The 25416-nt window shown below is 33.2% G+C and carries 27 protein-coding genes; 10 read left to right on the top strand and 17 right to left on the bottom strand.

The window, feature by feature from the left end; translation table 11 throughout:
- Positions 1–51: 51 nt before the first annotated feature.
- The 12 genes from K7G76_RS04805 to asnB all read right to left on the bottom strand — a co-directional run bounded on the left by K7G76_RS04805 (position 52) and on the right by asnB (position 10119).
- The gene (locus K7G76_RS04805; RefSeq protein WP_223033045.1) at positions 52–747 is read right to left on the bottom strand and encodes a DUF6090 family protein; all 696 of its coding nucleotides are present in this window, start codon (positions 745–747) and stop codon (positions 52–54) included.
- A gap of 35 nt (positions 748–782) precedes the next feature.
- Positions 783–1520: a DUF6090 family protein gene (locus K7G76_RS04800; RefSeq protein ID WP_223033044.1), complete on the bottom strand. Its 738-nt coding sequence runs from the start codon at positions 1518–1520 to the stop codon at positions 783–785.
- A 10-nt stretch (positions 1521–1530) separates the two neighbouring features.
- Positions 1531–2247, bottom strand: coding sequence for a DUF6090 family protein (locus K7G76_RS04795; protein WP_255572923.1), 717 nt, complete (start codon positions 2245–2247; stop codon positions 1531–1533).
- Positions 2248–2278: 31 nt separating this feature from the next.
- Positions 2279–2995, bottom strand: coding sequence for a DUF6090 family protein (locus K7G76_RS04790; protein ID WP_223033042.1), 717 nt, complete (start codon positions 2993–2995; stop codon positions 2279–2281).
- A gap of 31 nt (positions 2996–3026) precedes the next feature.
- Positions 3027–3785 (bottom strand): DUF6090 family protein, encoded by a 759-nt coding sequence (locus tag K7G76_RS04785; RefSeq protein WP_223033041.1) that lies wholly within the window; start codon positions 3783–3785, stop codon positions 3027–3029.
- The gene (locus K7G76_RS04780) at positions 3778–4494 is read right to left on the bottom strand and encodes a DUF6090 family protein (protein ID WP_223033040.1); all 717 of its coding nucleotides are present in this window, start codon (positions 4492–4494) and stop codon (positions 3778–3780) included. The genes K7G76_RS04785 and K7G76_RS04780 overlap by 8 nt, the downstream gene beginning before the upstream one ends.
- 36 nt (positions 4495–4530) lie before the next feature.
- Positions 4531–5277: a DUF6090 family protein gene (locus K7G76_RS04775; protein ID WP_223033039.1), complete on the bottom strand. Its 747-nt coding sequence runs from the start codon at positions 5275–5277 to the stop codon at positions 4531–4533.
- Entirely contained in the window at positions 5270–6040 is a 771-nt protein-coding gene (locus K7G76_RS04770; protein ID WP_223033038.1) for a hypothetical protein, read from the bottom strand. Before K7G76_RS04770 ends, K7G76_RS04775 begins: the two co-directional genes overlap by 8 nt.
- Positions 6033–6740, bottom strand: a complete 708-nt coding sequence (locus K7G76_RS04765) for a DUF6090 family protein (RefSeq protein ID WP_255572921.1) — start codon at positions 6738–6740, stop codon at positions 6033–6035. Before K7G76_RS04765 ends, K7G76_RS04770 begins: the two co-directional genes overlap by 8 nt.
- A gap of 31 nt (positions 6741–6771) precedes the next feature.
- Positions 6772–7512, bottom strand: coding sequence for a DUF6090 family protein (locus K7G76_RS04760; RefSeq protein ID WP_223033036.1), 741 nt, complete (start codon positions 7510–7512; stop codon positions 6772–6774).
- Between the two features lie 95 nt (positions 7513–7607).
- Positions 7608–8375 carry a hypothetical protein gene (locus K7G76_RS04755; RefSeq protein WP_223033035.1) on the bottom strand — a complete coding sequence of 256 codons (768 nt, stop codon included), beginning with the start codon at positions 8373–8375 and terminating at the stop codon, positions 7608–7610.
- A 79-nt stretch (positions 8376–8454) separates the two neighbouring features.
- The gene (gene asnB / locus K7G76_RS04750; protein ID WP_223033034.1) at positions 8455–10119 is read right to left on the bottom strand and encodes an asparagine synthase B; all 1665 of its coding nucleotides are present in this window, start codon (positions 10117–10119) and stop codon (positions 8455–8457) included.
- A gap of 262 nt (positions 10120–10381) precedes the next feature.
- Here asnB and K7G76_RS04745 point away from each other — a divergent pair, with 262 nt between their 5' ends.
- On the top strand, positions 10382–10927 hold the full coding sequence (locus K7G76_RS04745; RefSeq protein WP_223033033.1) for a DUF2911 domain-containing protein: 546 nt from the start codon (positions 10382–10384) through the stop codon (positions 10925–10927).
- Positions 10928–10984: 57 nt separating this feature from the next.
- Here K7G76_RS04745 and K7G76_RS04740 read toward each other — a convergent pair whose 3' ends face one another.
- Positions 10985–11617 (bottom strand): 7-carboxy-7-deazaguanine synthase QueE, encoded by a 633-nt coding sequence (locus tag K7G76_RS04740; RefSeq protein ID WP_223033032.1) that lies wholly within the window; start codon positions 11615–11617, stop codon positions 10985–10987.
- Between the two features lie 116 nt (positions 11618–11733).
- Between K7G76_RS04740 and K7G76_RS04735 the strand changes: the two genes are divergently transcribed.
- The 9 genes from K7G76_RS04735 to K7G76_RS04695 all read left to right on the top strand — a co-directional run bounded on the left by K7G76_RS04735 (position 11734) and on the right by K7G76_RS04695 (position 18869).
- On the top strand, positions 11734–13272 hold the full coding sequence (locus K7G76_RS04735; protein WP_223033031.1) for a helicase HerA-like domain-containing protein: 1539 nt from the start codon (positions 11734–11736) through the stop codon (positions 13270–13272).
- A gap of 26 nt (positions 13273–13298) precedes the next feature.
- Positions 13299–13850, top strand: coding sequence for a hypothetical protein (locus tag K7G76_RS04730; RefSeq protein ID WP_223033030.1), 552 nt, complete (start codon positions 13299–13301; stop codon positions 13848–13850).
- 18 nt (positions 13851–13868) lie between these two features.
- Positions 13869–14843 (top strand): YitT family protein, encoded by a 975-nt coding sequence (locus K7G76_RS04725; protein WP_223033029.1) that lies wholly within the window; start codon positions 13869–13871, stop codon positions 14841–14843.
- 1 nt (position 14844) lies between these two features.
- Complete coding sequence (locus K7G76_RS04720; RefSeq protein ID WP_223033028.1) at positions 14845–15210, top strand: cupin domain-containing protein; 366 nt, start codon at positions 14845–14847, stop codon at positions 15208–15210.
- Positions 15207–16031, top strand: coding sequence for an alpha/beta fold hydrolase (locus K7G76_RS04715; protein ID WP_223033027.1), 825 nt, complete (start codon positions 15207–15209; stop codon positions 16029–16031). The genes K7G76_RS04720 and K7G76_RS04715 overlap by 4 nt, the downstream gene beginning before the upstream one ends.
- 17 nt (positions 16032–16048) lie before the next feature.
- Positions 16049–16810, top strand: coding sequence for a 23S rRNA pseudouridine(2604) synthase RluF (rluF, locus tag K7G76_RS04710; RefSeq protein WP_223033026.1), 762 nt, complete (start codon positions 16049–16051; stop codon positions 16808–16810).
- Entirely contained in the window at positions 16810–17697 is an 888-nt protein-coding gene (locus tag K7G76_RS04705; protein ID WP_223033025.1) for a LytR/AlgR family response regulator transcription factor, read from the top strand. Before rluF ends, K7G76_RS04705 begins: the two co-directional genes overlap by 1 nt.
- Before the next feature lie 100 nt (positions 17698–17797).
- Positions 17798–18370 (top strand): hypothetical protein, encoded by a 573-nt coding sequence (locus K7G76_RS04700; RefSeq protein ID WP_223033024.1) that lies wholly within the window; start codon positions 17798–17800, stop codon positions 18368–18370.
- A gap of 76 nt (positions 18371–18446) precedes the next feature.
- Positions 18447–18869, top strand: a complete 423-nt coding sequence (locus K7G76_RS04695; RefSeq protein WP_223033023.1) for a VOC family protein — start codon at positions 18447–18449, stop codon at positions 18867–18869.
- Here K7G76_RS04695 and K7G76_RS04690 read toward each other — a convergent pair whose 3' ends face one another.
- The 4 genes from K7G76_RS04690 to K7G76_RS04675 form a co-directional block, all read right to left on the bottom strand.
- Positions 18870–20612: an alpha/beta hydrolase-fold protein gene (locus tag K7G76_RS04690; RefSeq protein ID WP_223033022.1), complete on the bottom strand. Its 1743-nt coding sequence runs from the start codon at positions 20610–20612 to the stop codon at positions 18870–18872.
- A 66-nt stretch (positions 20613–20678) separates the two neighbouring features.
- Positions 20679–21554, bottom strand: a complete 876-nt coding sequence (locus K7G76_RS04685) for a bifunctional 5,10-methylenetetrahydrofolate dehydrogenase/5,10-methenyltetrahydrofolate cyclohydrolase (RefSeq protein WP_223033021.1) — start codon at positions 21552–21554, stop codon at positions 20679–20681.
- Positions 21555–21600: 46 nt separating this feature from the next.
- Complete coding sequence (ffh, locus tag K7G76_RS04680; RefSeq protein ID WP_223033020.1) at positions 21601–22929, bottom strand: signal recognition particle protein; 1329 nt, start codon at positions 22927–22929, stop codon at positions 21601–21603.
- Positions 22930–23056: 127 nt separating this feature from the next.
- Positions 23057–25411: a LamG domain-containing protein gene (locus K7G76_RS04675; protein WP_223033019.1), complete on the bottom strand. Its 2355-nt coding sequence runs from the start codon at positions 25409–25411 to the stop codon at positions 23057–23059.
- Positions 25412–25416 lie beyond the last annotated feature (5 nt).

The following is a 25416-nucleotide window of genomic DNA, read 5'->3' as shown; positions in this document are numbered from 1 at the left end:
ATTTAAATGTCACCTATCTGTCATTAACACTGTTTATAGAGGTTTTAAGACTTATTGTTGCAATTCAGCATTAATTAGAATAATTAAATTTTCAATTCTTAAAATTTCATTTTTATAAAGACTATTAAGTATTTTTGGGTTCCGAACACGATCTCTTATGCCATTTAAAAAAACTCTATCTCGCATAAGTTCCTCCATAATACCGTTGTTAACTGGAAGCACACGTCTTTCATCTATTTCATAAAGATTAATATGCTTATGAAGGTAATTACTATAATTTGAATATGTATTTTTATCTAAAGACTCCCATTCTCTAATATTCTTTAAATTGGCAGTCCACGACCCTATTGCAAATCGTATACTGTCATTTGAAATAATATCTAAATTGCCTGAACCCAAAATATCTTGTATTGTTCCCTCTTGAGATTGGTAAACTGTAAATCCTGTAGCGTTCATTATGCAATTGGTAAAGCTAAATAAACTTAAAGAATCTAACGCACCTTTTTTATGTTGTAAAATGGAATCTGCATATATGATTGTTCGTTCTGTCTTCTTTATTACACGCTCAAGTTCTAATTTATTAGTCAGCAAATCTGCTTTAAAATTTTTCAAAAATTGAGTTTCTCTAATGGTGTTTTTTCGATTTTCATTCCAATTATTTATCTGGAGCGCAATTAGAATACCAATAACAACAAGAACAATTTCGCCAATAGCATATTTAAAATATTTGGAGGTTTTATTTTCCATAAGAAGTGATTTACGTATATGTCTAAAGAATTTAATCATTTTAGTTTTTGGAGCTCTTTTTCAATAATTGATTTTAGGTCCTCTGCCTTTTTGTTTAATTGAGTTGCAAACGCAAATTTAGCTTCCCAATGAAAGGCATAGCGTGACAAAGTGTTAATGACCATTTTATTTTTGGAAAGTTCGTAAAAATCATAAGTATACCGATTACTTCTTAATGTATTTTCCTCATCATATTTAACATAAGGATCCAAAAATTCCGATTGATTGACCTTTGTATTTAACTCTGCAAAAATGTTGGTTATGTTATAATGAAGCACCAAATAATCATTAATGCTTTGACGTAAGGATTGATTATATATCAGGTGGAGTTGACCAGAACTTTTCATTTCTTCATAACTCGTGATATCAGGTAGTAGTCTGTTAAACCGAAAATAATTACCTAAAGCTTGATCTACTATATGACGTATAGAATCATTAATCTGGTCATTACTTAAGGCGATTGTAGTCGTGTTGAGTTGAGATTTGACCTTTATTGCCCAGCGAATATCCTGGTTTAATGAGGTAATGACATTTTTAAGATCGGCAATTAATTGTTCATGATAAAACACCGATTGCTCCCTTTCTTTCCGTTCTTCATTCCAATTATTTATCTGGAGTGCAATGAGAATTCCAATAACTACAAGCACAATTTCGCCAATGGCATATTTAAAGTATTTACCTGTTTTATTTTCCATAATTAGGTTTTGACGGATTTTACGAAAGAATTTAATCATTGGCTCATACTTAATTTAAATACCTTTTTATTTCATCAATAAATCGTTGATTAATATCTATTAGCTTGTCAAGCTTTACTATAAGGCTTTCACTTGCCAATTCGTTTCTCCTAAAAATTCCTTCAAGTGCTTTTTGACCATTGTTACCATCTAGGATTAATGATGGAACATTGCCTTTAATTTTTGATTTATCCGTATCTCCAATAATTGATGAAAAAAGCGCTCTATTATCCACTAAAAATCCATCAGTCCATAAGCTAAATTCTGCATTCTCACTAAAGGAATTTAGGCGATTTTCTTCCAAAGTCATTTCCTTTATTTTATTGATATACAATTGTTCAAGTTTATTTATTGTTGCTTCTTTAAGACCTGCATAATATTTGGTAGTTGATGATTCATTGCGCTCTATAGTACTTATAAAATGACGCTCAATAAGAACCACATATACTGTGTTAGTAACAGTAATAGGGTCAACATTTTCTAAACCAATATCAAGAATATTTTTACTTTTATTGGCTTTCTCTTTTCGCACATCTCTAATTTCAATTAAACGTAATCTATCTTCTTTAAGATTTTCAAGTTTTTGAGTGAGGTAGGTATTGATTTCTTCCTGAAGTTTCCTGGCCTCATTCCAATTATTGATTTGCAAAGCAATCATAATCCCTATAACAACTAACACAATTTCGCCAATGGCATATTTGAAGTATTTGCCTGTTTTGTTTTCCATAATTAGGTTTTGACGTATATGACGGAAAAATTTAATCACGATATTGAGCTTTTTGCTTTCTTAATTTTCTTAATAGTAAAGATGTTCTATTTTTTATTTCTTCATTATAACTTTTTCCATTGGCTACTAACACAGCTTTTAATGCTACAACACTCATAAACAAACTTGAAAATTCTTTTTTATTAATGCTTTCCCATAACATTTTTTGAACAGGTGATTCTATTTTTGGAACTGCAGGAAGCATAGGATATTTTTCTCCATATTTAGTTAGTTGCCGTATATAGTTTTCATTGTGCGTTTCAATATTTAAAATAGCCTGTTCCTGTAGTGAATTTAATTGCATTAAACCGTTCGAGACTTCACTATCAAATAATTCAATCTCACCTGATGCCACAAGTGTTTTAAACGTTTCATTATGAAACGTGCTAGCGAAAACATAAGTGGATTGATTAAATTCATATCTCGCTATATTTATTAGACTATCTGCTGTAACCATTGGACTATAGATCCTTGTAATGTGATTCATGGTTTTGTCATACTCATTCTTACTTTTTACTAAAAAACGATCTAAACTAATAGAGTCTTGCTCCAGATTTCCAATTAGAGATTCTATATAGGTGCGCTTTTGGTTTTTTTGAATTGCTAGGTCATTCCAATTATTTATCTGCAACGCTATTAAAATTCCTATAACTACAAGTATGATTTCACCAATGGCGTATTTGAAGTACTTTGAGGTCTTATTTTCCATAAGCAGCGATTTACGTATATGACGGAAGAATTTAATCATTTAGCTTCTGATTAATTATATAAATAATATTTTTTGCTTCATTAGCCGTTTTATTAAAGGTATTAGCAAGCCTTTTTTTTCTGTACAATGCATTTCTCAATCTATTTCTGGTTTTTACAGCTAGTAAAAGATTTGATAATTCTTCATGTCGTTGTTGTGGTGTTTGGACATAAAAGAACTCACCTGAATAATCGTCAATATTAATAGCATGAATTTCAAATGAAGAAGAACTAAAAATCATATCATTATCCTTTTTAGTCTCCTCCATATCCCAATCTCTTACCGATTGAAAAAAATTCTTTTGGTTAGTATAATAAATATTAATTAATTCAAAACTTTCATCATAGCTAGACAATTCTGTTACTCCAGAATTAATAAGCTTGTCGAATGTCTGTGAGTTTATAGAAATTTGGTAATACGTGTTAGGTATTAAACTTAAAAGCGAGTCAGTCTGAAAGCTTTCAAAACTTTTTAAGCGCAATAATCTTGTGGCTTTGTCGATTGAACTTTCTAGATTTCTAATGGCTCTACTAAATTCTAATGTATCTAATATTAAATCTTCTTTAATATTTAATAAATAACTTTTGGCTTTGAGAGTTTCTTTTCGATTTTCATTCCAATTATTAATCTGAAGTGCTATAAGAATTCCAATAACGACTAGAAATATCTCTCCGATTGCGTATTTAAGGTATTTACCCATTCTATTTTCTTGAATTAACGAACGCCGAATATGACGGAAGAATTTAATCATGAGCTTCTATTTTCTCTAACTTCTCCAACAAATCATTTGTTTTTTCTAAAACTTGAGGCAAATAAATCAATGACAATCTGTAAGAATCTCCTTTGGCAATTACCAATGAATTAAAAATAGTAGCATGTTCTGATAGTGAAATTTGCTCCCAAATTAAATCTGCTGCTTTGCTTCCATTTGGAAAAAGATTACCTTCAAAAGGAAGTGGATACTTTTTTACGTAATTATGGGCATTCTTAATATAACTCTCAATAGTATATTGGCTTCTGTTAACGACCTTTTCATGTATATTGTTCAAATCATTTAAATCATTAATAATATCCGTATCAAATAAACTTAAATCTCCTGTAGAATTCAAAACCTGAAACGTATCGTTATTAAAATCATCATGCCCTGATATATAATATTGAAAGTCGTATCGCGCAATTTTATACAAAGTATCTAAAGGACTTATTGCATTGATGACACGTTGTTGAATAAGATATAATGCTGTTGAATCTTCTTTAATTTTACTTATCGAAGTAGTAATATCAAGCTTATCTTTCTCCAAATCTTGAATTAAATTGCTCGTATATTGCTTTAATAATCTATTGCTCTTTCGGTTTTCATTCCAATTGTTAATCTGCAACGCAATGAGAATTCCAATTACCACAAGTATGATTTCACCAATAGCGTATTTGAAATATTTTGAGGTTTTATTTTCACTCATAAGGTTATATCTGATTTTACGAAAGAATTTAATCATTTACTTCTTTAGTTCGATTTCGTTATTAAACCTATTTAACATAGCTACAGCCCTATTGAGGTCTGCCTCAAAAACAGCCTTTATACTATTTAAAGCACCTATTCTAAATCGTACAGCATTTCGAAAAAATACATTATCACCATATTTAACAGGTGGGAAACGTTGAATATCCTCATTTAAAAAAGTCCCTTTTGGCGCAAAAAATGAAAGGTCATCAAACTCAAAAAATTTTGGTGCTAAAACCCCTCGATTATAGCTCTGAAATCCATCAATCCAATTTTGGTTTACATTTTCAAATATTTTATAATATGCTTGTAAAGAATCCACAAGGGTTCTATTCTTTATTAAACCGAGTTTACCAGTAGACTTTAAATTTTCCCAAGTAGTCGTTTCCAAATTCGTACCAACTACACTTAATAAAGGCATAGATAATTCAACTGAAAAATTAGACAAAGTTTCATCTTTCATTTCCTGCTCAATAACTTTTAAATCATCTAAAAACGACTGAATTCTTAATATGCTGCTTTTTAAGTTTGTGGTATCTGTTTTAAGATTTTCATGTAATTTTTCTAAAACAAAATATTCCTCTTTAGAGTCTTTATGAATTTGATTCCATGTATTAATTTGTAAGGCAATCAATATTCCAATCACTACAAGTATGATTTCACCAATAGCGTACTTAAAGTATTTGCTTGTTTTATTTTCCATGAGCAAGTTTTGACGAATTTTTCTGAAGAATTTAATCATTGATAGCTAATTGGATATGTTCTTTAAGTTTATAAGATCTCATTCTAATACCATCCATACGTTCGCGACTTCTTTTAATTACTGCATGAGCCTTGGACCAATATGTTCTTAAATTAACATACTCCTTTGATGTTTTATCGCTTAACCAAGGGTAATCAGCAAGATTAACACCCGATTTTAATCTGTAATCATTTACCAAATTAACCCAGCCATATTTACATTGAAAATACAAATCATTTGTTCGAATAATTTGTTTTTTATTATAGTAGTCTTCTCTTTCGATTAATTTATAGTATTCATTAATTTCTCCAATTAATGAATCAGAACCAAGATTATATAATTTTCCTGTATTAATCATTTTATCATAAATAGAGCGATGAAGATTATAACTACTTCTATTAAAGTCAACTAAAACTAAACTATCTATATCTTGAGTTTTAACTCCATTTTCCAGTATAGTTAAACTCCATTTCAACTCTTTTTCATTTTCAGAAAAAACTTTAGTTCTTAATGAGTCTAAATTCGTGTTATATTCTAAAAAATCTAGACGCTCTATGTTTAAATCTATTTCTGAAATCATACGATTTAACAGCTGGATATTGATTTGCATTTCTGCCTGTTTTTTGTAATATCCATTTATTTGAACAGCAATTAAAATACCTATTACAACCAAAACAATTTCACCAAATGCATATTTAATGTATTTACCTGTTTTGTTCTCCATGAGTATGTTTTGACGGATTATACGGTAGAATTTAATCATTATTTAGTTCCTTATTTAGTAAATCACTTAAGTATTTAGCCCGAGTATTAAAACTTTCCCAATCGTCTAGTTGATTATATTCTGAGCCTACTTTTTGTAAAATCATACCCATAAATTCTTTATCTCGAGCCAATTGAGTAATTTCTAAATGAGATAGTTGAGAGGGAACACCCATTAATTCCATAACATCTTTAGTGGCCATTAACTTTCTCCAAAACACAGGATAAATATCTCGGTAAACTTGTTGAACCGAATTTTTATCTGTATAATTTAATTTAGCATCTCTGTAATAATTAAAAATATACTGCCTTAAAGAATCATTACGAATAAATTTAATACTTCCTGAAGCAACACTTTCATCATAAGTTCCACTATTCACTCTAAAATAATTTTCATAGCCAATACCGTTAATACTTGAGTCTATAAAATCTACAAGGTTTTCGGTTTTGTTATTTGCCAAGGTGTGCATCAGAGAATCTAATAATTTTAATCGCTTATTAGATTGAATAATGTGATTATTTAATTGCAAGGTATCGTTCTCTATATCTTTATTTAAGTTTAAAAGTATACGGTTCTCTTCTTTTATTTCTTTGTTTAGTTCATTCCAATTATTAATCTGTAATGCAATGAGAATTCCAATTACAACTAAAATAATTTCTCCAAATGCATATTTAATGTATTTACCTGTTTTATTTTTCATAATTAAATTTTGGCGAATTTTTCTAAAGAAACTAATCATTATTCTCAAGATTATTCATGACAACTAACAATTCTTCTGTCTTTGTTATTATCTCTTTTGTTAAACTAATATAACGAGTTACCGCATGGTTGTGTATCGTTAGTGCATTTATATATAGTGGAGCATGTTTTATAGGGTCAACATTACTCCAAAGCTGTTCAGCTAGTAAGTTATTCGTACCATAACTATCAGTATAATTTTCATTATAATTACCGAAATTTCTAAAATAAGAATCTCTATTACCATTAGATACACTAATCTCATATTCCTGAAGTCTATTTAGTTCCATAATCTCTTGAATTACAAAATCCTCAAACAAATCGATATTACCAGTAGAAGTTAAAATATTGAGCGTATTCGTATTGTAAGTATTCATTGTGCGCAAACCAATAAGACCTGCAGTTTGTCCCATATTTTTAACATCCTCAACCGTTGTTGTTGTTTTAGTAATAATCGCTAACAAAGAATCTGAATGTTTTAAATAACTATTTTCATTTACCTTAAGCCTCGCATTTAATTGTATCGTGTCTTTTGTTAGATCGCTTATTAAATTCTTAACATAAACTTGCTTAAGCTTATTGTTCTGTGAAGTATTGTACATGGCATTAATCTGCAATGCAATTAATATCCCAATTACAACAAGTACAATTTCACCGATAGCGTATTTGAAGTATTTACCCGTTTTATTCTCTAAAATAAGACTTTGACGGATGCGTCTGAAGAACTTAATCATTTTGTTGGTTGGTTAATGTCTAAAGATAATTAATTTCTGAAACAAAAAAACCAGCTATAAAAGCTGGCTTTAATTAGTTATTAAACTTATAAAGATTAAAAAGTCTTAATCACTCTTAAAACAGCTGAAGCATCAATTTCTGAATCTTCAAATCGTGGTCCAAATCCAATTTGAAAAGCAAGTCCGCTTTCAAATTCATAATGCAATTGAGGCAATACCAATAAGGACATTTCATTATCGTCAAGACCCTGTAATGTTGGATCGGTATTATTAAGCTCTAGCCCTAAAACCATATGTTCATTTATATCTGCAAAAATTGAAGCATTTAACAAAATCGTTTCTTTTTTCTCTGGTGCATCTGATCCTACTTCCAACATTAAACCGAAAAGACCTAAAGTACTCCACGTTTCATTAAACCTATACCCTGGCACATAAAGAAAACTAAATTCTGTTATATTATCATGGAGCATGGTTTCACCAATTACTTGAATACCATGAATATATTTGTTATTTTTTGATTGTCCTATAGTCCATTGTATAGCCATTTTAATAGCTTCCAACTCAAAATTCTCAAATGGTAATTCTAATTCTACCGCGAAACCATTAAACACGGCATATTCAACTTCTGGCGCCCACTCTACTTCCCTTGAAGAGATATTGTTTATTGGAAAATCTGCAAGTGCATTTATTTCTAGTTCTCCTTTTTTAGCACCTAAACCACGAACCAAATCAAACATCAGTGGTTCAGGGATACTAATAGATTCTTGAATATCATTTTCTTGAGCAAAAACTTGATTATTGACACAAAAAAAAGCGACGATCAGAATTCCTATAAAACTAAACAACTTACTAGAAGGCACCATGATTTTTAATAATTTCTAGTGTAAAGATACTCTAATAAAACATAAAAAAAACCAACAGTTTTGTTGATTTTTTTAATTTTTAATAGGCATCATCATGCACTTTTGCTACTGCCCTACCACTCGGATCATTCATATTTTTAAAAGCCTCATCCCACTCCAAGGCTATTTTTGTACTACAGGCAACACTAGGTTCCTGTGGCACACATTTAGCCGCAGCATCACTCGGAAAATGGTCATCAAAAATAGAACGGTAATAAAACTCCTCTTTGTTTTGCGGTGTTTGAATTGGAAATCGAAAATGTGCATTTGCCATTTGGTCATCGGACACTTCCCTATTTACAACCTCTTTTAAAGTATCTATCCAGCTGTAACCAACACCATCACTAAATTGTTCTTTTTGTCTCCAAGCAACGCTTTCTGGTAACATATCTTCAAAAGCTTTACGGATAACCCATTTTTCCATGCGCTCGCCATTAATCATTTTATCTTGAGGATTTATACGCATCGCTACATCCATAAATTCTTTATCTAAAAATGGCACACGACCTTCAATTCCCCATGCTGCTAGACTCTTGTTAGCACGCAAGCAATCGTATTGATGCAACTTACTTAATTTACGTACAGTTTCCTCATGAAACTCTTGAGCATTTGGTGCCTTATGAAAATAGAGGTAACCACCAAACAACTCATCTGCACCTTCTCCTGACAGAACCATTTTTATTCCCATTGATTTAATAACACGAGCCATTAAATACATGGGTGTACTGGCACGAACTGTTGTTACATCATAGGTTTCTAAATTGTAAATAACATCACGAATTGCATCTAAACCTTCTTGAATAGTGAACTTTATTTCATGATGAACGGTTCCAATATGGTCAGCCACTTTTTGTGCTGCTGCCAAATCTGGAGAGCCATCTAATCCAACTGAAAAACTATGTAGTTGTGGCCACCAAGCTTGTTCTTTATCATCGGCTTCTATTCGACGTTCGGCATATTTTTTTGCAATAGCCGAAGTAATAGAAGAGTCTAAACCTCCAGATAATAATACGCCATAAGGCACGTCGCTCATTAATTGCCTATGAACAGCATCTTCCAATGCTTGACGCACTTCTCTTATTTCTGTTTTATTATCTTTTACAGCCTCATAATCTTCCCAATCGCGTTTGTACCATTGCACAAACTTGCCGTCTTTACTCGAAAAATAATGACCAGGTGGGAATAATTCAATTTTTGAACAAACACCTTCTAAAGCCTTAAGTTCAGATGCCACATAAAATGTTCCGAATTTGTCCCAGCCTATGTATAAAGGAATAATTCCCATATGATCTCTTGCAATAAAATATTCATCATTTTCAACATCGTAAATAGCAAATCCAAAAATACCATTCATGTCATCGACAAAATCAACACCTTTTTCTTTATATAAGGCTAGTATGACTTCGCAATCGCTTTCTGTTTGAAATTTATACCTACCATCAAACTGATTGCGCAACTCACGATGATTGTAGATTTCTCCATTTGCAGCCAATATTAATTTTTTGTCTTCACTAAATAAGGGTTGCTTTCCAGAAGCAGGATCAACAATGGCCAGCCTTTCATGAGCCATTATCACTTTATCATCACTATAAATTCCGCTCCAATCTGGCCCACGATGACGTATTTTTTTTGCCATCTCTAAAACTTGAGGTCTTAAATCTTCAGTTTTTTGTTTTAAATCAAACGCACAAACAATTCCACACATAATTCTATTGTTTTATTATAATTTAATAACAAATATGATTTATTAAGTTTATATAATAAACTTTAAATATATATTTAATTATAAAATTAAATTAAAATAAATGATTTTATATGCATTTGAAAATTATTTGGTTGAAAAAGTAATATTTTGCTTTTAATTGTAAACTTTAACAGAACCTTTCGACTTTAAGTCTATCAATTCAATAATTTTATACTTATTAATTAACCTGTTTTCACAAATGTGAAAATGAAAATTTATTTCCATGAAAAAACTATCTATTACTTCAGCAGTATCGTTCATCTTTATGATGTTGCTAACATTACATGTTTCCGCTCAAGATTTTCCAAAAATGGACGCAAGCCCTATGGATGCAGCCGCTTTTCCAGCAAGTTACAAGGATTCTAACAAGCAGATTAAGATCGTTTACAGTAGACCGCAATTAAAAGAAAGAAAAGTAAGCAAATTAGCTCCTAATGGCGAAGTTTGGCGTACAGGCGCCAATGAAGCTGCTGAATTAACATTATATACAGACATGAAGCTTGGCGACACTAAAGTACCTGCTGGAACTTATACATTTTATGTTATACCTGGCGATAAAGAGTGGACCGCTATAATAAGTAAAGATTTAAATGTTTGGGGAAGTTATTTCTACAAACAAGCTAATGATGTTGCTCGACTTAAGGTCCCTGTTACTCAAGGTGAAGATTCTATTGAAGCTTTTTCTATAGTTTTTGACGAAGCCGAAAATGGTGTAAATATGCATTTAGGATGGGGAACCGTTAGAGTTGCTGTTCCTTTTACAAAATAATCTACCTGGATTGATTTCCTACAAGATAAAAACGCCTTGATTTCTCAAGGCGTTTTTTTAAGGTATATTCAAATACTTATGGGTTTGCAAACTTACTTTCCATTTGGGGTTTTCCATAACATAATCAACAATCATAGGAATAACCTTATCACGCTTACTCCATTCTGGCTGTAAATACAGAATACAGTCTTCATTAACCTTACTTGCTTGCTCTTCGGCAAACCTAAAATCATCTTTATTATAAATAATACATTTTAATTCATTGGCTTTAGCATAAATTTCCGTAGTCGGCAATTTCATTTTTTTTGGAGACAAGCAAATCCAATCCCAAATTCCAGTTAACTTATAAGCTCCCGAAGTTTCAATATGAGTCTGGACACCTTTAGCTTTTAATTGGGTAGTTAACTCTGTCATATCCCACGTTAAAGGCTCTCCACCAGTAACTACAATGGTATTACTATATTTAACAGCATTTTCAACAATTGTTCTTGTTTCGGTAGGCGGATGCAATTCTGCCAGCCAACTTTCTTTAACATCGCACCAATGGCAGCCGACATCACAACCACCAATTCTAACAAAATAGGCTGCAGTTCCTTTATGATAGCCTTCCCCTTGGATGGTATAGAATTCCTCCATCAAAGGCAACAATAATCCCTTGTCAATCAACTCTTGTCTCTCACTTCTTGTCATAGCCTGCAAAGATAGTTATTAAGTTGATAGCTAATAGCCTGAAACCATAAGATTTTGTTCAAATTATTTTATGCTGCATTAATTTAAGATTAGTATTTTTATGGAAAATTTTTAGAATGGGAAGACAGGACGATTTCTTTAAACACATAACCGAAGGGAACACCAACAAAGGTGAATATTTAACATTGGGGTCGGCTATGCTCGATGGAAAAACTATTGAAAAAGCCTTTGTTAATGTACCTTTAAAAACTATGAATAGGCATGGGCTTATTGCAGGTGCAACAGGAACCGGAAAAACAAAAACACTTCAAGTGTTAGCCGAAAATTTAAGTGAGAAAGGTGTACCAGTTTTGCTAATGGACATTAAAGGTGATTTAAGCGGATTGGCCCAACCAAGTCCTGGTCACCCAAAAATAGACGAACGTCATGCCGCCATTGGATTACCATTTAACCCAAAAGCTTTTCCCGTTGAAATTTTAACATTATCTGAACAAAATGGTGTACGACTTCGTGCAACAATTAGTGAATTTGGCCCTGTACTGATTTCCAGAATTTTAGATGTTACCGAAACGCAAGCCGGAATAATATCGGTAATTTTTAAATACTGTGATGACAATAAACTACCTCTACTCGACTTAAAAGATTTCAAAAAAATATTGCAATATGCAACGGGCGAAGGAAAAGAAGAATTTCAAGAAGCTTATGGTAGAATCTCCACAGCATCTACAGGTGCTATTTTGCGTAAAATAATTGAGATTGAACAACAAGGCGGTGAGCTCTTTTTTGGAGAAAAATCCTTTGAAGTAGACGACCTATTGCGAATAGATGAAGATGGACGTGGTTACATAAATATTATTAGATTAACAGACACTCAAGATAAGCCTAAATTATTCTCAACATTCATGTTGAGCTTATTAGCTGAAATTTATTCAACCTTTCCGGAACAAGGTGATACTGGGCGCCCAGAACTCATTATGTTTATAGATGAAGCTCATTTAATTTTTAACGAAGCTTCAAAAGCCCTGCTCAATCAAATTGAAAGCATTGTAAAATTGATTCGCAGTAAAGGCGTTGGTTTATATTTTGTAACCCAAAACCCAACAGATGTTCCAGAAGCTGTGTTAAGTCAGCTAGGTCTTAAAGTGCAACATGCCTTACGTGCTTTTACGGCTAAAGACCGTAAAGCCATTAAACTTACAGCTCAAAATTATCCAGATACAGAATATTATGATACAGCAAACGTTTTAACTTCACTGGGAACGGGAGAAGCATTGGTTTCTGCATTAAATGAAAAAGGTCGCCCTACTCCGCTGGCAGCAACTATGATGCGTGCTCCAATGAGTCGCATGGATATTCTAACCGATTCTGAATTAAAGAAATTATTATCAGAATCAAACCTAGTTAAAAAATATAACGAGGAAGTAGATCGGGAAAGTGCTTACGAAATGCTTAATGAAAAAATTGAGCAAGCTGAAGCAGAAGAAGCCAAGGAAAAGGCCAAGCAAGAAAAAGAAGCTCTTAAAAAGGCCGAATCTAAAAGAAAATCCGGCACCACCAGAAAAAGTACGAGAATGAACCCTATTGTAAAAGTGTTGACTAGCGCAACATTTATAAGAAGCGTTTTTGGGATTCTCACAAAAGTTATGAAAAAATAAATCTGAATCTAAACTCAAATAACAACATGAATAAAACTTTTCTACCCCTAATTTTAATCTTATTAGTAATTATTGGCTGCGGCAAGCAACAAGACCCCTTTTTAATAAGCAATAAAAGCATCGGCCTGCTTACTGACTCTACCCAAGTAAAAGACCTAAAAGACATATATAAAAACGATTCTATTGTATTCAGAACAGAAGACCATGAGTTTATTGGAAACAGAAACGATATTGAGATTTTTGATAAAACCGGCAAAATGCTGTTAGTTTTAACTCCCAATAAACCAAAAGATTCTACGGCAACCATTGAAACCATTAAAATTATAGACCCTCGTTACAAAACAGTAAAAGAAATTAACACATTAAGTACGTTTGGGGATATAAAAAACAACCTTAAAATTTCAAGTATTCAAAACACATTAAGAAATGTAGTTGTGTTTGTAAATGAAATCGATGCTTTTATTACCATAGATAAAAAAGAACTCCCAGCAGAATTACAATTTGATACATCGACTCAAATAGAAGCCATTCAAATACCAGATAAAGCAAAAATCAAGTATTTTATGATTGGATGGTAATTACTATCTTACAGATATATGAAATCATCATTAATCTCAAAACTATTAGGTTTTGTTGCCAAGAAAAAGCTAGAAACCACATCTGCTTCCAAAAATATATCCAATAGGCAATTAGTTCCACTTATAAGAAATTTACGTGTTGAATTAGAACATGCCATAAAAGAATTTATTTTTATTACAATTGGTGTTTTTGCAGCAGGATTTGGCCTTAAAGGTTTTCTTTTGCCCAATAGGTTTATAGATGGAGGCGCAACAGGTATTTCGCTGCTTCTAGAAAACATTACCAACTTTGAGCTGGGTTTTCTATTGATTTTAGTCAATATACCGTTTATTATTTTAGGAGCCCGAACCTTTAATTTAAGATTTGCATTAAAGAGTATAGTTGCCATTGCTTTTCTAGCTTTGGTTGTTCACTTTGTGGAATATCCAACCATAACTGACGACAAGCTTTTAATAGCCGTTTTTGGAGGCTTCTTTCTGGGCTTAGGTATTGGCATGGCCATGAGAGGCGGAAGTGTTATAGATGGTACTGAAGTATTGGCTATTTATTTAAGCAGAAAACTTTCCATAACGGTTGGTGATGTTTTGTTACTAATTAATATTCTCATTTTCTCGTTTGGCGCCTACATTTTATCTATAGAAACGGCCTTGTACGCTATTCTAACCTATTTGGCAGCAGCTAAAACTGTTGACTTTGTAGTCGATGGTGTTGAAGAGTATGTAGGTGTTACCATAATATCGAACAAGCATGAAGAATTACGGGTTATGATTATTGATAAATTAAGGCGTGCCTGTACAATTTACGCCGGAAAAGGCGGCTATGGCACAAGTGGAAAAAGTTATGACAAAGACATTATTTATACAGTTGTAACACGATTGGAGCTTGCCAAGCTTCACACTGAAATTGATAAAATTGACAAAAAAGCCTTTATAATTATGGGCATTGTAAAAGATTTACGAGGAGGTATGATAAAACGCAAACCTTTAAAATAGTATGAAAAAGTATAAAATTCAAACCAAACCTTTTGTAGTTCCAACCACAGACGGTAAAATTATAAAAGAGCATTTTGGATTAGCAACAGATGGTAATAGAGAGGTTAGTATTGCACACATGGTTGCACCTTCTGGTTGGAGCGAGCCCTTCCAAACTCCTGAATTTGATGAATTCACTTTTATTATTAAAGGGAAGAAGCAGTTTATCATTGAGGACGAAACTGTTGTTTTGGAAGCTGGTCAATCCATAAAAATAAACAAAAACACTAGGGTTCAATACTCTAATCCCTTTACTGAACCTTGTGAGTATCTCGCTATCTGCACACCTGCTTTTTCAATGGATTTAGTTAACCGAGAAAGCGAATGAAGATTATAACTAAACTCATTGGTTTTTTAGTCAATATTGTATCCCTGTTTTCAAAACGTACTGCAGGTAAAATAGCCTTATATCTGTTCACGACTCCTAGACGCGGTAGAATAAATGAAAAACAATCTGATTTTTTAGGAACGGCTTTTCGAGAAGAGATTGATTATAAAGACACCAGCATCATGACATATCGTTGGCTAGGCAATAGAAAAACGATATTATTGGTCCATGGTTGGGAAAGTAATTCCGCACGTTGGCAACCACTTATCGATCAATTAAAAAAGCATCACTACTCAATTATAGCTTTAGATGCTCCTGCACATGGTAGAAGTGGCAGCAAGCGTTTTACAGCCATTCAATATGCCGAATTTATTCAAGTTGTTAGTAAAAAGTTCAGCCCAGATATAATTATTGGCCATTCAGCAGGAGGTATGGCATCTGCCATTTATCAAAGTAAGTATAGCGCTCATAAGAAAGAAAATCTTATATTACTGGGAACACCATCAGAGTTTACTGATGTCCTCAATCGTTATTTTAAAATGATGAGCTACAATAATCGCGTTATTGATGGTGTTTACCGTTTAATAAAAGAACAATTTAACGCTGACCCAAGCGAATTCTCCACAGCCAAGCTACTAAAAAGCATGACCTCTAAAGGCCTTATTATACATGACAAAAATGATAATATCATCCCTTATTCTGATGCACTAATCATTAACCAAAGTTATAAACACAGTAACCTTATTACTACCAATGGCTTTGGACACTCTTTAAACAATAACCAGGTTTATAAATCTATTCATGAGTTTATAGCAAGCTAAAATCTTATATTTGCTATATGGAAGAAAAATTAACAAGACTCAACAAATATTTAAGTGAAGTAGGTTATTGCTCACGACGTGAAGCAGATAAACTTATTGATGCTGGACGTGTGACAATTAATGGCGATGTTCCAGAAATGGGAACAAAAGTAAGTCCAAATGATATTGTGAGTGTTGATGGTAAAGAAATAAAGAACAATAAAAAAACATTCACCTATCTGGCTTTCAACAAACCTGTTGGTATTGTTTGCACAACAGATACACGTGTTGAAAAAGACAACATCATTGATTTTATTAATTATCCAAAGCGCATTTTTCCTATTGGCAGGTTAGACAAACCAAGCGAAGGATTAATTTTCCTGACGGATGATGGCGACATAGTAAACAAAATATTACGGGCCAGCAACAATCATGAAAAGGAATATATTGTTACAGTAGACAAACCCATCTCACAAACATTTATACAGCGTATGTCTAATGGTATTCCCATATTAGATACCATGACAAAAAAATGCCACGTAGAAAAATTAGATTCCCATACCTTCAAAATTATTTTAACTCAAGGCTTAAATAGGCAAATTCGTAGAATGTGCGAGTATCTAGACTATGAAGTTCAGACATTAAAGCGTGTACGCATCATGAATATTGCTTTGGATGTTCCTATTGGAAAACATAGAGAGTTTACGGATAATGAATTAAAGGAACTCAACGCATTACTTGAAGGTTCCCAAAAAACTTATTCGGAGACATCTTCGAGAAGAAGACATCGAAAATTTTGATGATTAAATCGATTAACATATCCAATCCTAAACGTACTATTCTTATTGTATTAGGTGTAATAATTATTGGAATAGTCTTTGAATCCTACCAACAGCTTTACTATATAAACCGCTATCAATTATCAGCTGACGCTACGTTTTTTGGGCTATTAAAGTTTCAAGCCTTGCGCTGGATAGTTTGGTTGCTGCTATCGTTTTTCCTTATAGGTTTTTCAAGAAAAATGGCGTTAAAAAATCAGGTAACTACTTCAGACTTGTTAAAGTATGCTTTGTTAATTGTAGGATTGGTGGCTCTGGGCATATTTAGCATTTCGGTTTTACAACTATTAATTTCTGATGCAGTATTTTCTATTAATAATTTATTTTTAGAATTCATTCCGTTTTTTACATTTCAGAAAGCACCAATCTATACATTGGGCTACATTGCTATTGCCATAATATTATATTTTCATTTTATAAATGAACAACTACAAGTTGAAGTACAGCGATTAGAAGATTTAAAGCAATCGCACGCAAAGGCTTACAAGGACTTGAAATCTAAAATGAATGACAAAGCACAAATTCTAAATATTAAAATTGGGAACAACCATAAAATAATTGCAGTCGATACCATTAACTGGATTGAATCTGACGATTACTGCGTAAAAGTGCACACATCCAATGGTAGTTCTTACGCCATGCGCAGTTCTTTAAAAGCTTTGGAACAAAAGCTAAACGGACAGTTTTTAAGGATTCACCGAAAAGCCATTGTTAATATGGACAAAGTAAAATCTTTAAATAATTCCAGTCAGCCCAGCCTTATTATTCAAGACGATACTTCTATAACAATTTCCAAAAGCAATCTTAAAAAGGTTAAAGACTACCTTAATAACAAAGCCAGTAATTAATAATTTCTTAACGTAACTTACTGCATTTTTAATTCCATTCTCTGCAAAAACCAATTGTAGTGTTTTTGTTTTTGGTTAATTAGACAAAAACAAACATATTATGAAAAACTCTATTTTATTTTTAGCTCTACTTTTTTCAATTTCATCAATTACTGCACAATACGAGTATGCAGCATCAAACGAACACCCATATGGCTTACCTAATCCCAATGCCCCAAAACAAATAACCGATTATCAAGCAATGATTGGGAGTTGCAACTGCACCTCAACAAGAAGAAACCAAGATGGTACTTGGACAGAACCAGAGCATATTATTTGGTCTTGGAAATATATAATGAATGGTATGGGTGTACAAGACGAAACCTTAAAGCCCGATGGTTCCCACTCTGGAAGCATACGTCAATATATTGCCGATAGTAGCAGATGGTACGTGCATTGGTTTAGCTCTAAAACACCATCAACTACGTTTCCAACTTGGGAAGGCAACAAATCAGAAAATGGCAACATAATACTGTACAGGGAACAAGCAGCACCTAACGGAACTGAAGGTTTTTACAGACTAACCTTTTACGATATTAGTAAATCTGGCTATAAATGGGTTGGTGAATGGGTGGATAAAACAGAATCTGTAGTTTTTCCTACTTGGAAAATAGATTGCACGAGAAAAGATTAAAGCTCTAAAAACTTTAATTCATGTATTGGGAAATAGTATTAATTTTGGTAGATATCATTAACTATATAGTTTTACTATGTCTACACTAACACCGTTTCATATTGCCATTCCTGTTCATAACTTAGAAACCTGCAGAATATTTTATCGTGATATACTAAATTGCGAAGAAGGTAGAAGTAGCGACCATTGGGTAGATTTTAATTTATTTGGACATCAATTGGTTATCCATTACAAACCAAAAACGGATGATGAACTTCACACTAATATTGTTGATGGTAAAAATGTACCTATTCCACACTATGGTGTTGTACTTCCTTGGGAAACATTTCAAGATTTTGCTAAAAATCTAACCCATAAAGGTATTCAATTTTTAATTGAACCCTATATACGATTTGAAGGCCTACCAGGTGAGCAAGCTACTATGTTTTTTCTAGATCCATCAGGGAACGCTTTAGAGTTTAAAGCCTTTAAGGATATAAATCAGCTTTTTGCCAAATAATTATTTGTATCGCCAGCTTGATAAATCGGCACCTTCTGGAGCAGATTCCATAATGCGTTTCATAATTTTAGGCACATACATACTATTATACCGCAATCGTGATATGTGATTTGGGTTTTCTTGATCTCCATTCCAGCAATGTTCAGCTCTATCTCCATAATCCACTTCGCCATCATAATAGGGGTTTGTTGTGCTTTCCAAAAAATCTTCCATAAGATAAACCGCGTTATTAAGATAGTAGTTATCCATATCACCACAATAAATATGAATTTTGCCCTTTAAACTCTCTCCTAATTTGTCCCAATCCCGCTCTAAAATATATCTTAAGTCATAATTCTCTTTCCAATACTCAGCAACCTCAGCATTAATATCTCCAGAATATTTATCCCATAACCGTTTTGGATACCCATCATCTCCTTGAGGTGAATATGTGGCTTCCCAGATATCAAATTGTTCACCAGACCTTGACTTATCACCAAGAACTAACTCCAAATGGTTAAAATCTTTGACTGATGTACTTACATTTCCCAAATAATCACGATGTCCTGGAATTTCTGTTTTTTTATGTTTAGCATCAGCATAATAAGCGTTTTTAGCTTCATATATATTATTTAAACAATAGGCTCTAAAATCAATTGGATCTGGACATGCAGCAAAACATCCGTTATACTCTTCGGGATACTTTACTTGAACTGCCAATGCTTCCCACCCACCTGTTGAACCTCCATACAAAAAACGAGACCAACTTTCACCTTGTCCTCTAAAAAGTTTCTCAATATGTGGAATTAATTCATAAGTTATTGCATCTCCATAAGGGCCTTGACTTTCTGAATTAACTGCATAAGAGTCGTCATAATAAGGTGTTGGATGTTGAATTTCAATAATTAGAAACCTAGGAAAATCTGGTTCATTCCATCTGTTATAAAAATCGTACGCTTCCTGTTGTTGAATTATATTATATCCCTCAACCCCAAATCGCTCTGAATATTCAGGTTCTAAATTTGGATCTGGAGGTGTGGTTCTAAATCCACCAAAATCGCTTGGAAAATGCCCATGAAAAATCATCAACGGATATTTAGCTTGAGGATGTTCATCAAATCCCTTTGGCAATAGTACATGAGCACCTAAATACATGTCACGACCCCAGAAATCAGATAATAAATCTGATTTCATTTTAATGTGCTTTATCCACTTTGTGTCTTTGGGCTCATCAATTTCTGGGATAACCTGATCCATTACAATTTTGAAGCTAGGTACTTCATTTTCTAAAATCTCAACCTTTAAAGGCTTGCTGTATAGGTTACCTGGTGATGTATTCCATTTTTGACCCTCGCCATTGTCCATAGGCAATTTTACAGTATGACCAGTTTTTAAATTAAATGTTTCATAGGTATGCAAAACAGCTTGCATATAGTACGTTCCTGGTTTTACATCTGATAAAGACGCGTATGGAAATCCAAAATCTGATGTGGTAAAAACAATATCTTCATTTGGTTGCATGTTTTCAACATTCTTGCCAAATAATGGTTGTGCATTTAAATTATAAGTTACTTGAAAACGCGGTTCGATGTTTTTATTTTCCGCTAATATAAGAATCAGTCTACCATCTAAATTCTGGACATTCAAATCACTTGAATACCTTACAGATATACCGCTTTGTGAAATAGGTTTTGGTTCTTTAGAACCACAATTATAAAGAAATGTAAATGCTGCTAAAAGATAAAAAAGAATTTTAGGTTTCATTAGTCAAATAATTTCCTTAAAAGATAAGGATTTTATAAGACAATAAAATAACGCTCTAGCGTATTTCTATCTCGAAAGCTCCCTAGCCAATAAGGTGTTTTTTAATAACATGGCAATGGTCATGGGACCAACACCTCCAGGGACTGGAGTTATAAAACTTGCTTTTTTCGATACATTTTCAAAATCGACATCGCCTGTAATAACATACCCTTTTGGTGACGATTCGTCTGGAACTCGTGTAATGCCAACGTCAATAATTACAACATCATCTTTTACCATTTCAGCTTTAAGAAAATTTGGTACTCCCAATGCAGAAATAATAATATCGGCCTGTGTGGTTATTTGAGAAATATTTTTGGTGTGGCTATGCGTCAGTGTAACGGTCGAATTTCCAGGAAACCCTTTTCTCCCCATTAAAATACTCATAGGGCGACCAACTATATGCGAACGGCCAATAATAACTGTATGCTTCCCATCTGTTTCAACGCCATAGCGATCTAACAATTCCAAAATTCCAAAAGGCGTAGCTGGGATAAAGGTTGACATATCCAATGCCATTTTACCAAAGTTTTGTGGGTGAAATCCATCAACATCTTTTTTAGGATCTACAGCCATTAGCACTTTTTGCTCATCAATTTGTTTAGGCAAAGGTAACTGCACAATAAATCCGTCTATTTCTGGATTTTGATTGAGCTCTTCAATTTTATCCAACAGTTCAATCTCACTAGTTGTATTAGACATTTTAACTAATGTAGACTCAAAACCAACACGTTCACATGCCCTTACCTTACTACCCACATAGGTTAGACTTGCTCCATCATTCCCAACTATGACAGCAGCCAAATGCGGAACCTTCTCCCCTTTAGCTTTCATTTTTTTTACTTCTTCAGCAATTTCATTTTTAATGTCGTTACTTGTTTTTTTGCCGTCTAGTATAGTCATGATATGTTTTGGTTTTTTAAATTATTAAAAAATAAAAAAACATGAGTTACCTCATGTTTTTCATAGCTTGCATCATACGTTTTCCGCCACCACCTTGCATCATTTTCATCATCTTACTCATTTGAGTAAATTGTTTTAGCAATTGATTGACTTCCTGCACTGATGTCCCTGAACCCTTTGCTATTCTTTTTTTTCGACTAGCATTAATTACTGATGGATTTGTTCTTTCTTTAGGTGTCATGGAATGTATTATGGCCTCAATACCCTTAAAAGCATCATCGTCTATATCAATACCCTTCATCATTTTTCCAGCACCAGGTATCATGCCAATAAGGTCTTTCATGTTACCCATTTTCTTAATCTGCTGGATTTGCTTTAAGAAATCATCAAAACCAAATTGATTTTTGGCTATCTTCTTTTGGAGCTTACGTGCTTCCTCTTCGTCATATTGTTCTTGAGCTCTTTCAACTAAAGACACAACATCTCCCATTCCTAGAATACGGTCTGCCATACGTGACGGATAGAAAACATCTATAGCTTCCATCTTTTCACCAGTACCAATAAACTTTATAGGCTTATCTACAACTGACTTAATTGATATAGCTGCACCACCTCGCGTATCACCATCTAACTTGGTAAGGATAACACCATCAAAATTTAAAATATCGTTAAACGCTTTTGCCGTATTTACCGCATCTTGACCTGTCATAGAATCTACTACAAACAAAGTTTCTTGAGGCTGAATGGCTTTATGAATATTAGATATTTCGGTCATCATGGCTTCATCTACTGCCAAACGACCCGCGGTATCAATAATAACTACATTATGACCATTAGCTTTTGCATGAGCTATACCAGCTTGGGCGATGGCTACTGGATCTTGATTACCCTTGTCGCTATACACCTCAACATTTATTTGCTCACCCACAACATGAAGCTGATCAATTGCGGCAGGACGATATACATCACAAGCAACAAGTAATGGTTTCTTGGTTTTTTTATTTTTTAAGTAGTTGGCAAGTTTTCCAGAAAATGTAGTTTTACCAGAACCTTGAAGTCCAGACATTAAAATAATACTTGGTGTTCCAGATAGGTTAATTCCTTCGGCATCACCACCCATTAATTGTGTTAGTTCATCCTTAACAATCTTAACCATTAATTGTCCTGGCTGTAAGGTTGTTAATACATTTTGCCCTAATGCTTTTTCTTTAACTCTGTTTGTAAACTCTTTTGCTATCTTAAAGTTAACATCGGCATCTAAAAGTGCTCTACGAACTTCTTTTAAGGTTTCCGCCACATTTACTTCAGTAATGCTACCATGACCTTTTAAGACGTGTAACGCTTTATCTAACTTTTCACTTAAATTATTAAACATAGGATTCTTTGAATTTTAAGAATTGCAAATTTAGGAATTTGCACTGTATTTATAAAGTTTAAGCAAACAAAAAAAAGCTACTGTTTCCAGTAGCTTTTCACCTAAACTAATTAACCTAAAATTAGTATTACAAGCAAGTATGACAATCTGCTTCTAGGTTATATAAATCACCAACTTCGTTCGCGCTTAATGTACGCTTATACACTCTTAAATCATCCAAATGCCCTTGAAATCCTTCTCCAATAAGATATTGAGTTGCCGGGTCAGAACCTATTGAAAGATCTGAATTTTCCACAACATTTCTCAACTCACCATCTCTGTAAAGCCTAACTGTATTGTTGGAGTCTACGGTTGCAACTAAATGATGCCAGTCCGTATTATCCCAAACAACATCGACCTCTTGATTCCAGTCATTATCCCATAATGTGGTGCTTAAATTATCGCCAAACAATGGCGTATTTAAGTCATAAGCCCCTAAATTAAAACCTACGGTTGCGTTACCTGGTTTTCTAAAAAATATTTCTAAATCACCAGCATCTGTATTTTGCATTTTAAACCATACACTTATTGAAAAACTATCTCCTTGCACAATTTGATTTTCAGATGTAACTGGAATGGATATATTGTCATTACCAGTAAAACCAATAGCACAAGTAGTATTTCCAGCTCTGTCTTCCACAAATCCGTTAGTAATATTAGGTACTGATTCTCCAGAAATTAAATCTTTAGCTTCTCCTGCAAAAGGCATGTACACAACTAAATCGTTTGTTAAGATACCCGGATTGGTACAATCTGAGCAATCACGTTCCATAACCATTGTATCGGTATTATTTAATGCTTCAAACTGCAATCGGTCTTCACGACATTCTACAACTAACCAGCTTCCTGTTATAGCTTGAATATCTGGTCCAGAAACATTACTGAATTCTACAATTGTACCATTGGCAGACTGTGAAGTTGACCAACCTGAAACTATGGTCAAACCATTACCGGTAATTACAACTTCAGAAGTAGAAATAAAATCAAAATCGTAACTTATGAGATGATCATCACCATTAAAATTGACCACATTCCAGATACACTCCTGTAAAAAGGCATCAACTTCTACTTCAGAGCATGAACTACTACAATCCTCTACTATAAGCTCTATTGCGAACACTTCAAAATCACCATTGAGTGCTTCAATTCTTAAATAAATAGTCTGCGGATTCATTGTATTGACAAATGCATTGGGTTCAACAATTGGATTTACATTAGCTTCCGCATTTGTTTGAGACAAATGGAAAGACGGCGTAAAGTCAACATTACAAGTAACATTACCCAGCACTTGCGTTTCTAATTCAAAAGTTGTAAATCCGTCATTGTCAAAATCACAAGCTGTTACTGTTGTATTTCCAAAACAATCAAACGGTGTTTCAACAACATTACAATCCATTTCAAAAACCATGGTTCTAGTGCCTGAACCTGTTTCTTGTGAAAATTCTAAATGATTATTTTCACAACTTGTTAATGTCCAATCACCATCAATCAAATTAAATGTATTTAACCCTGAAATATTTAGAACAATGCCTATATTGGTTTCTTCTAGAGTCCATGCTCCAATTTCTGTAACTGTTGGTGTTCCGTTAACCACAACCTCACCATTTTGACCAAACTCAAGTAAGTTCTCATCTAATAAATCACCATTCTCGTCATAAGTATGGGCCACAATTGGGCATTCATACAACCATAATTCTACAAAGTCTAAACTCAAATTACATTCATCATCATCGTTATGATCGTTGTCATCATCTTCATCACAATCGTCCTCAGCTTCGGCAATGGCTATTTCCAATTCGGTATTATTGTTAACCTCTATAACTTCACCACTTGCCAAAACCATATTAATTGGGAAATTGATGCTAGCTAAAACACCGCCTTCTAATTCTTCAATAAAAACATATAATTCTTGATCGGAATGAATCTCAACGGTATCTATAACCTGAAAATTACTGTTATAAATTGAAAAGGTTATTGGATACTGAAAATCAATACATTCAATATCATCATCGGGTTCATTTTCTCCAAAGCAATCTTCTATATAGGTTTCTAATTCTTCTTGATTTTCAATTGTGACTTCTGTATAATCACTTAAAATAATAACAATTGGAAATTGAATTTCTATTTCATCTTGATCGTTTGTAAACTCATCAATTATTTCTTCAATGGCATCATAATCTTCTACAGATTCAATAGTAAGGGTAACTCCATTTACAACAACTGTAACTGGTAAATCAATTAAAATACAATTGGCATGGTCTATTATATTGTCCATAGAGCCATCCAATGTAACGGTATTTCGCATTAAGACCGCTAGATTTGAATCTGCAACCAGTGTTTCTTCTTCATTTGTAGGTGTTTCCTCTACCACTTCATCTTGACACGAGAAGGTTAACCCCAACAAAACAATCAGTAAGTAAAAAGGTTTCAAATTAAGTTTCATAGTAA

The organism is Hanstruepera marina, from assembly GCF_019880635.1.
Taxonomy (GTDB): domain Bacteria; phylum Bacteroidota; class Bacteroidia; order Flavobacteriales; family Flavobacteriaceae; genus Hanstruepera; species Hanstruepera marina.
Note: the sequence above shows the minus strand (reverse complement) of the source record. Positions and strands in the feature narration are given on the sequence as shown.

Bases quoted from the DNA above. Each gene is read 5' to 3' on its own strand.
- K7G76_RS04805 (WP_223033045.1), bottom strand. From the start codon at position 747: ATGGAAAATAAAACCTCCAAATATTTTAAATATGCTATTGGCGAAATT.
- K7G76_RS04800 (WP_223033044.1), bottom strand. From the start codon at position 1,520: ATGATTAAATTCTTTCGTAAAATCCGTCAAAACCTAATTATGGAAAAT.
- K7G76_RS04795 (WP_255572923.1), bottom strand. From the start codon at position 2,247: ATGGAAAACAAAACAGGCAAATACTTCAAATATGCCATTGGCGAAATT.
- K7G76_RS04790 (WP_223033042.1), bottom strand. From the start codon at position 2,995: ATGGAAAATAAGACCTCAAAGTACTTCAAATACGCCATTGGTGAAATC.
- K7G76_RS04785 (WP_223033041.1), bottom strand. From the start codon at position 3,785: ATGATTAAATTCTTCCGTCATATTCGGCGTTCGTTAATTCAAGAAAAT.
- K7G76_RS04780 (WP_223033040.1), bottom strand. From the start codon at position 4,494: ATGAGTGAAAATAAAACCTCAAAATATTTCAAATACGCTATTGGTGAA.
- K7G76_RS04775 (WP_223033039.1), bottom strand. From the start codon at position 5,277: ATGATTAAATTCTTCAGAAAAATTCGTCAAAACTTGCTCATGGAAAAT.
- K7G76_RS04770 (WP_223033038.1), bottom strand. From the start codon at position 6,040: ATGATTAAATTCTACCGTATAATCCGTCAAAACATACTCATGGAGAAC.
- K7G76_RS04765 (WP_255572921.1), bottom strand. From the start codon at position 6,740: ATGAAAAATAAAACAGGTAAATACATTAAATATGCATTTGGAGAAATT.
- K7G76_RS04760 (WP_223033036.1), bottom strand. From the start codon at position 7,512: ATGATTAAGTTCTTCAGACGCATCCGTCAAAGTCTTATTTTAGAGAAT.
- K7G76_RS04755 (WP_223033035.1), bottom strand. From the start codon at position 8,375: ATGGTGCCTTCTAGTAAGTTGTTTAGTTTTATAGGAATTCTGATCGTC.
- asnB (WP_223033034.1), bottom strand. From the start codon at position 10,119: ATGTGTGGAATTGTTTGTGCGTTTGATTTAAAACAAAAAACTGAAGAT.
- K7G76_RS04745 (WP_223033033.1), top strand. From the start codon at position 10,382: ATGAAAAAACTATCTATTACTTCAGCAGTATCGTTCATCTTTATGATG.
- K7G76_RS04740 (WP_223033032.1), bottom strand. From the start codon at position 11,617: ATGACAAGAAGTGAGAGACAAGAGTTGATTGACAAGGGATTATTGTTG.
- K7G76_RS04735 (WP_223033031.1), top strand. From the start codon at position 11,734: ATGGGAAGACAGGACGATTTCTTTAAACACATAACCGAAGGGAACACC.
- K7G76_RS04730 (WP_223033030.1), top strand. From the start codon at position 13,299: ATGAATAAAACTTTTCTACCCCTAATTTTAATCTTATTAGTAATTATT.
- K7G76_RS04725 (WP_223033029.1), top strand. From the start codon at position 13,869: ATGAAATCATCATTAATCTCAAAACTATTAGGTTTTGTTGCCAAGAAA.
- K7G76_RS04720 (WP_223033028.1), top strand. From the start codon at position 14,845: ATGAAAAAGTATAAAATTCAAACCAAACCTTTTGTAGTTCCAACCACA.
- K7G76_RS04715 (WP_223033027.1), top strand. From the start codon at position 15,207: ATGAAGATTATAACTAAACTCATTGGTTTTTTAGTCAATATTGTATCC.
- rluF (WP_223033026.1), top strand. From the start codon at position 16,049: ATGGAAGAAAAATTAACAAGACTCAACAAATATTTAAGTGAAGTAGGT.
- K7G76_RS04705 (WP_223033025.1), top strand. From the start codon at position 16,810: ATGATTAAATCGATTAACATATCCAATCCTAAACGTACTATTCTTATT.
- K7G76_RS04700 (WP_223033024.1), top strand. From the start codon at position 17,798: ATGAAAAACTCTATTTTATTTTTAGCTCTACTTTTTTCAATTTCATCA.
- K7G76_RS04695 (WP_223033023.1), top strand. From the start codon at position 18,447: ATGTCTACACTAACACCGTTTCATATTGCCATTCCTGTTCATAACTTA.
- K7G76_RS04690 (WP_223033022.1), bottom strand. From the start codon at position 20,612: ATGAAACCTAAAATTCTTTTTTATCTTTTAGCAGCATTTACATTTCTT.
- K7G76_RS04685 (WP_223033021.1), bottom strand. From the start codon at position 21,554: ATGACTATACTAGACGGCAAAAAAACAAGTAACGACATTAAAAATGAA.
- ffh (WP_223033020.1), bottom strand. From the start codon at position 22,929: ATGTTTAATAATTTAAGTGAAAAGTTAGATAAAGCGTTACACGTCTTA.
- K7G76_RS04675 (WP_223033019.1), bottom strand. From the start codon at position 25,411: ATGAAACTTAATTTGAAACCTTTTTACTTACTGATTGTTTTGTTGGGG.